The organism is Mesonia profundi (assembly GCF_031085155.1).
Classification (GTDB): Bacteria; Bacteroidota; Bacteroidia; order Flavobacteriales; family Flavobacteriaceae; genus Mesonia; species Mesonia profundi.
In genome coordinates, this window is sequence record NZ_JAVHUL010000070.1 from 1 (window position 1) to 4,479 (window position 4,479).

The following is a 4,479-nucleotide window of genomic DNA, read 5'->3' on the forward strand; positions in this document are numbered from 1 at the left end:
TTCTGGTACCCACTCTTTTCTGATGTTTTCATATACACCCGGTTTTTGTGTATCGCTATTTTAGGACGGGACATATAATAGATGAAAAAAACCTGCTTTCGAGTAGGTTTTTTTGTTTTAAGCTTTCTCTTATGAGATCGTTTTTTATCCTTTATATTTCATAGGAAGATAAACCACGCTTTTGGTTTCAAAAAAATCTTCTTTAAAATAATCGCTTAACGGATATATTTTTGCAGTTTGATAGATGGCTAATTCTTCGGTTAAATCTCCGCCTTTTAAATATAAGATTCCATTTTTTAACTCGTGCTTGTTTTTCTTGGCTATTTTTCCTTTCACCCAACGCACAAAAGTTTCCATTTGTGCCACGGCCCTACTTACAATAAAATCATATTGACCGTTTACTTCTTCTACACGGCAATTGAAGGTTTTTACATTCTGTAAGCCTAAACCTTCAGCAACTTCGTTCACTACTTTAATCTTCTTCCCAATGCTATCTACCAAGTGAAACTCTACTTCTGGAAATAAAATAGCAAGAGGAATTCCGGGGAAACCGCCACCAGTTCCCACATCCATCACTTTACTGCCTGGTAAAAAAGGCTGCACTTTAGCAATCCCCAAAGAATGCAACACGTGTCGCGTATAAATTTCATCGATATCTTTTCTGGAAACCACGTTGATTTTTAGGTTCCAATCTTTATACAAGTCCTTTAAACGCGTAAATTTATCTTTTTGATCTTCCGTTAAGTCAGGAAAATAAGTGGTGATTTCTTCCAACATCTTTTTTTTGCAAATATAGTATTGTTTATGATTTTGTAGCTTTATGTTTTACGAATCCTGAAGATCCTTTACGGCCTTTTGATGTTCCATTTCTCCCTTCCAGTTTCGTTGGCGTTGGTTCAGGTTTAAAAAAGTCTCTTCTTTACCGTACATCGTAATGATATCATGGGGCTTTATAAGAGAACTTCCGTTAGGCGAGCCTACATAATCTCCGTCTTCGGGTTGTATTCCCAACACAATAATCCCTTCCTTGCGCAAATCTAAATCGATAAGGCTTTTGTTGGACAACCAACTTTCTTCATCTACCCGCAATTCAGATATTTTATAATCATCGGACAAATGGAGGATAGAAGCATAATCTTTTACATCTATATTCGTATATTTCTTCAAAGCTCTCCCTATCACTTTAGATAGCCATCGATCCACCACAGAGCTTCTAATCGCCCACCAAACAAAGCCTATCCCTACCACAATAATCAATAAGCCATAAAGCAAAGAGCTGGTCGTGTTAGGAAGCACAAAAGCTAGGATTAAAGTAGACATCGTGGTTACAATTCCTGCATTTCCTATCAGCATCAACATATAAATGATTTTTCGGCGTACAGGAAAACTCATAATTTTTTCAGACTCTTGGGTGGTAAAACCCGAGCCCGTATACGCCGATCTAGCCTGAAATCGTGCACTCTCTGTAGAAAGTCCCGTATGAGCCAATGCGATGGCTGCTACTCTGGTGATTAATGCCGAAATACTCACAATGACAAACAAGGATATGGCTGGGATCATAACTTTAGGTATTTAATGCTATAGACTTATAAAAATAAATCATAATCATTTAAGAGAAAAAGATAAAACAAACAAAAAACAATTAAAAAATAAATTTTCAGTTATAGTTAAAGGCATAGTTTATGAAAGGACATGCTTTAATAAGCAGATAAATTCTTAAATTTGAATTCTCTTACTCAAGACAGATGAAAGAACAAGTTATTAAATTTTCCAGAATAGATTCCGCAAAGTTTTTTAGAACTTTGAATAAAAGGGTGAATAGTTATTTTAAGGATAACGAAATCTCAAAAACCGGAAACTGGAAACTTCACCTAAAGACCATCGTGATGTTTTCACTTTTCCTTACGCCCTACTTTTTAATTCTTACCCTAGACATCTCCCAATGGTGGATGCTTTTACTTACCATCGTGATGGGAGTAGGTATGGCTGGAGTAGGAATGAACGTCATGCACGACGCCAATCACGGCGCCTATTCTTCCAAAAAATGGATTAATAAAGTGATGGGAAGCAGTATGTATATTCTTGCCGGAAATGTGTATAATTGGCAAGTACAACACAATGTTTTACACCATACGTACACCAATATTCACGGACACGATGAAGACTTAGAAGCGGGAAGAATTATCCGTTTTAGCGAACATTCTAAGTGGAGAAAAATTCATAGATTTCAACAATACTATTCGGTTTTACTTTACGGATTACTTACGTTTAACTGGGTGCTTACCACCGATTTTAAACAAACTCGACGTTATTTAAAAAGAAAATTATCCTACGGGAAGCTTCCTAGTCCGTTAAAACAATGGAGCACCATTGCCATTACCAAAACACTTTATATTGCCATCTGGATTGTGATCCCTATGTTGTTGATGAGTATTGCTTGGTGGAAAATTCTACTTGGCTTTTTCATTATGCATTATACGGCAGGACTTATCTTAAGTATAGTTTTTCAATTGGCGCACGTGGTAAAACAAACTGAGATGCCTTTACCAGATGACCAAGGTTCTATGAAGAATACTTGGGCCATTCACCAACTGTTTACTACGGTAAATTTTTCTACCAAAAACAATATTGTGAATTGGTTTACAGGCGGATTAAATCACCAAGTAGAACATCATATTTTCCCTAATATTAGCCACATTCATTATCAAAAAATTTCTAAAATAGTAAAGGAGACTGCCCAAGAGTGCAACCTTCCTTATAACGAATACAAAACCACCAGAGCAGCGATTATAGCCCATTTCACTCACTTAAAAGAAATGGGTATGAAGCCTGCAATAACTGCCTAAAAACTAACAACATTTATGCAAGAGCAATTATCTGACAGAATCAATAGATTAGAAACTTCGGCTACCTTGGCTATGGCTGCCAAAGCACGTGAATTAAAAGCGGAAGGAAAAAATATCATCGGACTTAGTTTGGGAGAACCCGATTTTAATACCCCAGATTTTATTAAAGATGCGGCCATACAAGCGATTAACGACAATTACAACTCGTATACGCCTGTTGATGGTTATGTAGACCTTAAAGAAGCCGTGATTCATAAATTTAAAAGAGACAATCGTCTTACTTATGACAAATCACAAATTGTGGTTTCTACGGGAGCAAAGCAGTCTTTAGCCAATGTGGCGATGGTATGCATTAATCCTGGAGACGAGGTGATTTTACCTTGTCCGTATTGGGTAAGCTATAAGGATATTGTAAAAATTGCGGAAGGCGTTCCAGTAGAAGTTCCTACGACCATCGACACCGATTTTAAAATGACACCTCAGCAATTGGAAGCGGCAATTACGCCTAAAACTAAAATGCTATGGTATAGCTCTCCTTGCAATCCAAGCGGAATGTTATACAGCAAAGAAGAATTACGAGCGCTGGCGGATGTCTTAAAAAAACATCCTCAAATTATTGTGGTAAGTGACGAGATTTACGAACACATCAATTTTGTAGGCGATCACGTTTCTATGGCCGAGTTTGATGATATGTACGATCGCACCGTCACCGTAAACGGAGTTTCAAAAGCCTTTGCGATGACCGGTTGGCGTATTGGTTACATTGGTGCGCCTAGTTATATTGCTAGAGCCTGTACTAAAATTCAGGGGCAGTTTACCAGTGGTGCCAATTGTATTGCGCAACGTGCGACGATTGCAGCATTAGAAGCGCCTGTAAGCAAGATTTCTTTTATGATAGATACGTTTAAAGAACGTAGAAAACTTATTTTAGATTTACTAAGTGACGTACCCGGATTTAAGTGTAACGCGCCTCAAGGTGCTTTTTATGTGTTTCCCGATGTCTCGGAATTGTTCGGAAAAAGCTACAATGGTACCACCATTAACAATGCTACAGATTTAAGCATGTATTTACTAGAAGAAGCCGAAGTCGCTACCGTCACTGGAGCAGCCTTTGGAGATCCTAACTGCTTAAGACTTTCTTATGCGGCCAGCGAAGCAGATATCAAACAAGCGATAAAACAAATAAAAGCCGCGCTAAGTTAGAGGAAATTAGTTATTAGTATTTAGTAGTGAGAGGTGAGAGGTTAGAGGTGAGTATTTCGCTTTTAACTTCTCACTTTTTGTTTTTTACTAGCTACTATCATTCCGAAGAAGGAGGAATCCTACTCCTTAAAGTAAAGGTTTTTTTTATGATTTGAAGAAGGCGAGAATAAGATTCTGAAACAAGCCCGCCTGAATGAATTCACTTCGGGCAGGTTCAGAATGACAGTTTTTTTGTTAATTTTCATTCCGACAAAGGAGGTTTTTTTTGGATTAACGATTGAAGATTTTTCACTTTACACTTTTAACTTTTCACTTCCACACTGGTCTATTCTCTATTCTCTGCTTTTCTCACTTTTTGTCACTCCCTGATATAGGTTGACCGTTTTATAAAACATTTAAAAGATGATAAAAAGCGGAAAACGTTTAGGTC

The 4,479-nt window shown here is 37.4% G+C and carries 4 protein-coding genes; 2 read left to right on the top strand and 2 right to left on the bottom strand.

Annotation, left to right across the window (positions count from 1 at the left end; translation table 11 throughout):
* Nucleotides 1-144 precede the first annotated feature (144 nt).
* Together rsmG and RBU60_RS14055 are read right to left on the bottom strand one after the other, a co-directional pair.
* Entirely contained in the window at nt 145-777 is a 633-nt protein-coding gene (gene rsmG / locus RBU60_RS14050; RefSeq protein WP_407660212.1) for a 16S rRNA (guanine(527)-N(7))-methyltransferase RsmG, read from the bottom strand.
* A gap of 48 nt (nt 778-825) precedes the next feature.
* Entirely contained in the window at nt 826-1,560 is a 735-nt protein-coding gene (locus RBU60_RS14055; RefSeq protein WP_308865697.1) for a TrkA C-terminal domain-containing protein, read from the bottom strand.
* Between the two features lie 185 nt (nt 1,561-1,745).
* On the opposite strand from RBU60_RS14055, the gene RBU60_RS14060 reads away from it, so the two are divergent.
* Both RBU60_RS14060 and RBU60_RS14065 read left to right on the top strand, forming a co-directional pair.
* A complete protein-coding gene (locus RBU60_RS14060) occupies nt 1,746-2,846 on the top strand; it encodes a fatty acid desaturase family protein (protein ID WP_308865699.1) in 1,101 nt (366 codons plus the stop codon).
* 15 nt (nt 2,847-2,861) lie between these two features.
* The gene (locus tag RBU60_RS14065) at nt 2,862-4,049 is read left to right on the top strand and encodes a pyridoxal phosphate-dependent aminotransferase (protein WP_308865700.1); all 1,188 of its coding nucleotides are present in this window, start codon (nt 2,862-2,864) and stop codon (nt 4,047-4,049) included.
* The last annotated feature ends 430 nt before the right edge of the window (nt 4,050-4,479 follow it).